Source organism: Actinophytocola sp., assembly GCF_045807065.1.
Lineage (GTDB): Bacteria > Actinomycetota > Actinomycetes > Mycobacteriales > Pseudonocardiaceae > Actinophytocola.
Window position 1 is genome coordinate 1 of sequence record NZ_JBJMIE010000393.1, and the last position, 6140, is coordinate 6140.

The following is a 6140-nucleotide window of genomic DNA, read 5'->3' on the forward strand; positions in this document are numbered from 1 at the left end:
ACACCACCGTCTGCCGCTGCGAGGAGGTGGCGGTGCGGGAGGTCCGCAAGGCCGTCACCGACCTCGGCGCCACCGACCCCCGCACGGTCAAGCTGCTCACCAGGACGGGAATGGGGCTCTGCCAGGGGAGGGTGTGCGGCTACGCGACGGCCTGCCTGACCGGCCCCGTCACCGCCGACGGCCTGCGCGGCATGGCCTCCCGGCCCATCGCCCAACCGGTCACCCTCGGAAGTCTCGCCCAAGTGGAGGAACCATGACCAAGCCGTGGCACGGAGTTCTCGTGGCGACCGCGCTGCCCTTCGGCGACGGGCTGGCCGTCGACCACGACCGGTACGCCGAGCACGTCGCCTGGCTGGCCGCGAGCGGGTGCGACGGCGTCGCCTGCAACGGCTCGCTCGGCGAGTACCAGACCCTCACCCCCGAGGAGCGGGCCCGTGTCGTGACCACGGCCATCCAGGCCGCGCCCGAGGGCTTCACCGTCATGCCCGGCGTCGCCGCGTACGGCGCCGCCGAGGCCCGCCGCTGGGCCGAGCACGCGGCCGAGGCCGGCGCCGAGGTCGTCATGTTGTTGCCGCCCAACGCCTACCGCGCGGACGAGCGGGCCGTCCTCGCGCACTACCGCGAGGTCGCCAGGGCGGGCCTGCCCGTCGTCGCCTACAACAACCCCATCGACACCAAGGTCGACCTCACGCCGGAGCTGCTCGCCCAGCTCTTCGGCGAAGGGCTGATCGTCGGGGTCAAGGAGTTCACCGGCGACGTCCGCAGGCCCTACCGCATCGCCGAGCTGGCACCGGGCCTGGACGTGCTGTGCGGCGCCGACGACGTGGCGCTGGAACTGGCCGTCACGGGGGCGCCGGGCTGGATCGCCGGGTTCCCCAACGCGTTGCCCACGTCCACCGTGGAGCTGTGGCGGGCCGCGTCCGCCGGTGACCTGGCCACGGCGCTGCCGCTGTACCGGACGCTGCACCCGTTGCTGCGCTGGGACTCCCGCACCGAGTTCGTGCAGGCCATCAAGCTCAGCATGGACATCGCCGGCCGCCACGGCGGCCCGTGCCGACAACCGCGGGTCCCGCTCACCCCCGAACACGAGGCGGCCGTGCGGAAGGCCACCGAGCACGCGCTCGCGGAAGGGCTGGCGTAGGCCGTGCGGGCGAAACGCGTCTTCCACGCCGTCGACTCCCACACCGAGGGCATGCCGACCCGCGTGATCACCGGCGGCATCGGCGTCATCCCCGGCGCCACCATGGCCGAGCGGCGGCTGCACTTCATCACCCACCTCGACCACATCCGCCGCCTGCTGATGAACGAGCCCCGCGGCCACTCCGCGATGAGCGGCGCGATCCTCCAGCCGCCCACGAGCCCCGACGCCGACTGGGGCGTCGTGTACATCGAGGTGTCCGGCTGCCTGCCGATGTGCGGGCACGGCACGATCGGCGTGGCGACCGTGCTCGTCGAGACCGGCATGGTCGAGGTCACCGAGCCGGTCACCACCATCCGGCTGGACACCCCGGCCGGCCTGGTCGTGGCCCAGGTCGCCGTCGTGGCAGGGGTGGCGCGCTCGGTCACCATCCAGAACGTGCCGTCGTTCACCGTCGGGCTCGACCAGACCGTCGACGTGGCCGGGTTCGGCGAGGTCCGCTACGACATGGCGTTCGGCGGGAACTTCTACGCCATCCTCGACCTCGACCAGCTCGGCCTGCCGTTCGACCGCGCCGAGGGCGGGCGGCTGCTGGCCGCCGGACTGTCCATCATGGACGCGGTCAACAAGCAGAACCGGCCCGTGCACCCGGAACAGCCGCAGATCGCGGGCTGCCACCACGTGCACCTGACCGCCCCCGGTTCGACCGCACGGCACTCCCGGCACGCCATGGCCATCCACCCGGGCTGGTTCGACCGGTCGCCGTGCGGCACCGGCACCAGCGCGCGGATGGCGCAGCTGCACACCCGCGGCGAGCTGCCGCTGCACACCGACTTCCACAACGAGTCGTTCATCGGCACGCACTTCACCGGCCGGCTGATCGAGGAGACGACGGTCGCCGGGTTGCCGGCGGTGGTGCCGACGATCACCGGCCGCGCCTGGCTCACCGGCACCGCGCAGTACTTCCTCGACCCGGACGACCCGTTCCCCGAGGGGTTCGAGCTGTGATCCGGCTGCCGGACGAGCGGTCGGCGGTGGCCGCGCTCCGCACGGCGCTGCGTGACGGGCTGGACCCGGAGGACGACTGGGCGCGCTCACGTGTCCCGATGACGCACGGCGAACTGCTGCTGATGCCGGCGGAGTGGGGCGGGTACGCCGGGATGAAGGTGGCCTCGGTGGCCCCGGACAACCCCGCGCGGGGGCTGCCCCGCATCCAGGGCACGTACCTGCTGCTGGACGCCGAGACGCTGAGCACCCTGGCCGTGTTGGACGGCGCGGAGCTCACCACCCTGCGGACCGCGGCGGTGTCCGCGCTCGCCGTCGACGTGCTCGCGAGGCCCGCCGCGTCCCGCGTGGTGGTCTTCGGCACCGGGCCGCAGGCCCGCGCGCACATCGCCGCGCTGCGTGCGATCCGGCCGGTCGACGACGTGGCGGTCGTCGGCCGGACCCCGCAGCGCGCGCTGGCCTTCGCGTCCTCGACGGGCGCCCGGGCCGGCGCGGTGGACGACGTCGCCGACGTGGACGTGGTCGTGTGCGCGACCACGGCCCGCGAACCGCTGTTCGACGGCGCCCTGCTGGCCCCGCACGCGACGGTCGTGGCCGTCGGCTCCCACGAGCCGGGTGCCCGGGAGGTCGACGACACCACGGTCCGCCGCGCGACGGTCGTGGTGGAGGCGCGCTCGGCGGCGTTGCGGGAGGCCGGCGACCTCACCCAACCGCTCGCGGCCGGCCTGCTCGACGCGGACACGTTGGTCGACCTCGCCGGCCTGATCCGTGGCGTGGTGGCGGTCGACGACGACCGGCCGAGGCTGTTCAAGAGTGTCGGGATGGCGTGGGAGGATCTGGTGATCGCCGCCAGCGGCTGGGAGAGAAGGTCATGACGGGGGAGCTGACGCTGCCGGCGCTGGGCGCGCGGCGGAACCTGCGTGAGGAGATCACGCAGACCCTGCGCGCGGCGGTGATCTCCGGACAGCTGCGGCCGGGGGTGGTGTACTCGGCACCCAGCCTGGCCACCCAGTTCGGCGTGTCCGCGACGCCGGTGCGGGAGGCCGTGCTCGACCTGGCCAACGAGGGCCTCGTGGAGATCGTGCGCAACAAGGGTTTCCGCGTCACCGGGCTGTCCGAGAAGGACCTCGACGAGCTGAGCGAGCTGCGGGCGCTGGTCGAGGTCCCGACCGTGCGGCGGATCGCCGAGGCCGGCGTGCCGCGGCCGGTCATCGAGGAGCTGCGGCCGCTCGCCGCGGAGATCGAGGCGGCGGCCGCCCGCGGCGACCTCATCGCCCACGTCACGGCCGACATGGAGTTCCACCTGACGCTCCTGGCGCTGGCCGGCAACCAGCACCTGGTGGAGACGGTCCGCTCACTGCGGGCGCGCTCCCGCGTCTACGGCCTGCGTTCGCTCGCCGACCGCGACGCGCTGGTCCCGTCGGCACACGAGCACGCCGAGCTGCTGGACCTCCTGGCCGCCGGGGACGCGGACGGCGCCGAGGACCTGATGCGCCGCCACATCGGCCACGTGCGGGGCATCTGGGCCTCGTAGTGACCTTCGCAGTGGCCGAGGTCGCCGTTCTGGTCGGGCTGCAGGCGTCCGGCAAGACCACGTTCTGCCACCGGGTGCTGGCCACCCACGAGCACGTCAGCAAGGACGCGTGGCCGAACGCGAAGCGCCGGCAGGCCCGCCAGCTGCGCCTGATCCACGAGGCGCTCGCGGCCGGGCGTGACGTCGTGGTGGACAACACCAACCCGTCGGCGCAGGAGTGGCAGCCGCTCATCGCGGCCGCGCGAGCGCACGGCGCGCGGGTGGTCGCCTACTGGTTCCCGCCGGACGTGGCGCTGTCCCGGTCCCGCAACGCCCTGCGCGAGGGGCGAACCCGCGTCCCGGACGTGGGCTTCCACGCCACGCTGAAGCGCCTGCGGCAACCGACCCTGGCGGACGGCTTCGACGCCGTGTTCACCGTGCGCCCCGACGGCCGCGGCGGTTTCGACGTCCGCCCACTGGAACAGAATCCACCATGACGGCCGAACGCCATCCTGCTGATGCGCCCCGGCCTGGGCCGCGTCGGGTCGGCGCCGCGGCGGACCCACTGGTCCTGGCGACCCCTTCGGTCCCGGCCCCGCTGTGGGGCGAGGACCGCACGGTGAGCCAGGCCGGCGTGCCCCTGCCCTGACGGACTCGCCAGCGGCGGGTCCGTCAGGGCAGGGAGGCCGGTCAGGCGGCGGCCGGGACCAGCATCGGCCTGGCGGCCGGCCTGGCTGCCGGGGTGGCGCACAACGCGGCGATCAACACGTTGTTGACCGCGGTCGTGAGGCGGGTGGCCACGGCCGGGTCGTCGACGTCCGCGGCGCCCAGCGTGATCGACATCTCCAGTCGGGTGCCGCGGTCCGGGGTGGACAGCATGAACGACTGGTACCCGTGGACGCTGCCCGTGTGACCGTAGTAGGTCCCGCCGCAGCTCGGGCCGGCCTCGACCAGCTGCAGGCCGAGGCCGTACGGCGCGTACTGCGACGGCGTCTCCATCACGCCCAGCAGGTCGGCGGGCAGCAGCCGGCCCGCCAGCAGGGCCGAGACGAACCGGTCCAGGTCACGGGTCGTGGAGATGATCTCTCCGGCCGAGCTGGCCCACGTCGGGCTCAGCCGCGTCACGTCGGCGACCTTCAGCTCGCCGTTCTCCCGGTAGGTGTAGTACCCGTGCGCGTGCGGGCCCGGGATGTCGGTCCGCGTGCCGGGCAGGTAGGTCCCCCGCAGGCCGAGCGGAGCGAGGATCCGCTTGTGCACCTGGAACGCCCACGGCGTGCCGGTGACCCGCTCGATCAGCTGCCCGGCGACGACGTAGTTGGTGTTGGAGTACGACCAGCTCGTCCCCGGCGCGAACCGGGCCGGCTTGGACAGCGCGACCTCGATCAGCTCGTGCGGCGTGTACCGGTGGAACCGGTCCCGCACGAACTCCGCACCGTAGAGGGGGATCCCCGGCTCGAGCGTGCCGTCCGGCCTCGGCTCGCCCGTGTAGTTGAACAGCCCGCTGGTGTGCTGCAGGATCATGCGCACCGTGATCCGCGGGTCGAAGCCGTACTCGGGCAGGTACTGCGCGATCGGGGCGTCCAGCCCCACCCTGCCCTCGTGCACCAGCTGCAGCACCACGGTCGACACGAACGTCTTCGTGATGCTGCCGACCCGGAACCGCCCGTCGGTCGGCACCGGGCCGCCCCCGGACAGCTCCCGCACCCCCGCCGAGCCGGTCCAGTTCCCCTGCTCGTCGTGGATGCGCACCTGCACCCCGGCCACCCCCGCGTCGGCCAACGCCGCCAACGCCTGCTGAACACCGTCGCGGCCCGGTGTGCTCGCGCCGGCCGTCCCGCTCGTCAACCCGACGGCCAGCGCCGCCGCCAGCAGGACGCCGCCGAGCCTCCGTCTTGCCCCCATCGTCGAATCCCTTCTCATCGTGTTCCCCCGGTGATGTCTGCCGGGCACCAGGCGATTCTCGTCCGCCCGGACCACGAACACATCCCCGGCGAGAACGACCCGGGGTAGTCCGCGCGGATGACGGACCACCCCGGGCGGGGGTTCACCAGAGGCCCGGAAGCAGGCGTTTGGTGCGCGCGCGGTAGGACTCGTACGGCGGCCCGAGCACCTCGACCAGGACGCGTTCCTCCACGGAAATCCGCCAGGCGAGGGCGAGAACGGGCAGCACGAGCGTCAGCACCAGTGAGATCCAGTTGTCCCAGGCGAGGCCGGATCCGACCGCGAGCAGCAACAGGCCGGTGTAGGAGGGGTGGCGCACCCACCGGTACGGGCCGTGCCGCGTGACCTGCTGCCCGGCGTCGACCTCCACGGTCGTGCGGAAGGCGCGACCCAGCACGAGGATGGCCCACAGCCGGAGCAGAAGACCCAGCCACATGGTCACCACGCCGGCGATCAGGTAGCCCTCGGCGTCCCGCGGTCCGGGTAGGCGCAGTCCGTCTTCCGGGTGGAACGCGGTCGCCACCACCTCCGCCCCGACGACGG

General features: G+C 73.4%; 8 protein-coding genes. 6 read left to right on the forward strand and 2 right to left on the reverse strand.

The window, feature by feature from the left end; all coding sequences use genetic code 11:
* The 6 genes from ACJ73U_RS22980 to ACJ73U_RS23005 all read left to right on the forward strand — a co-directional run.
* Positions 1-257: (2Fe-2S)-binding protein (locus ACJ73U_RS22980; protein WP_407779754.1), on the forward strand; the 257-nt coding region annotated here is incomplete at its 5' end.
* Positions 254-1141 carry a dihydrodipicolinate synthase family protein gene (locus ACJ73U_RS22985; protein ID WP_407779755.1) on the forward strand — a complete coding sequence of 296 codons (888 nt, stop codon included), beginning with the start codon at positions 254-256 and terminating at the stop codon, positions 1139-1141. The genes ACJ73U_RS22980 and ACJ73U_RS22985, both read left to right, overlap by 4 nt.
* Before the next feature lie 3 nt (positions 1142-1144).
* The gene (locus ACJ73U_RS22990; RefSeq protein ID WP_407779756.1) at positions 1145-2146 is read left to right on the forward strand and encodes a proline racemase family protein; all 1002 of its coding nucleotides are present in this window, start codon (positions 1145-1147) and stop codon (positions 2144-2146) included.
* Positions 2143-3018: an ornithine cyclodeaminase family protein gene (locus ACJ73U_RS22995; RefSeq protein WP_407779757.1), complete on the forward strand. Its 876-nt coding sequence runs from the start codon at positions 2143-2145 to the stop codon at positions 3016-3018. The genes ACJ73U_RS22990 and ACJ73U_RS22995 overlap by 4 nt, the downstream gene beginning before the upstream one ends.
* Entirely contained in the window at positions 3015-3677 is a 663-nt protein-coding gene (locus ACJ73U_RS23000) for a GntR family transcriptional regulator (protein WP_407779758.1), read from the forward strand. Before ACJ73U_RS22995 ends, ACJ73U_RS23000 begins: the two co-directional genes overlap by 4 nt.
* Entirely contained in the window at positions 3677-4153 is a 477-nt protein-coding gene (locus ACJ73U_RS23005) for an AAA family ATPase (protein ID WP_407779759.1), read from the forward strand. The genes ACJ73U_RS23000 and ACJ73U_RS23005 overlap by 1 nt, the downstream gene beginning before the upstream one ends.
* A 193-nt stretch (positions 4154-4346) precedes the next feature.
* Here ACJ73U_RS23005 and ACJ73U_RS23010 read toward each other — a convergent pair whose 3' ends face one another.
* Both ACJ73U_RS23010 and ACJ73U_RS23015 read right to left on the reverse strand, forming a co-directional pair.
* The gene (locus ACJ73U_RS23010) at positions 4347-5558 is read right to left on the reverse strand and encodes a serine hydrolase domain-containing protein (protein ID WP_407779760.1); all 1212 of its coding nucleotides are present in this window, start codon (positions 5556-5558) and stop codon (positions 4347-4349) included.
* Between the two features lie 142 nt (positions 5559-5700).
* A partial coding sequence (locus tag ACJ73U_RS23015; protein WP_407779761.1) for a methyltransferase family protein occupies positions 5701-6140 on the reverse strand: 440 nt, incomplete at its 5' end.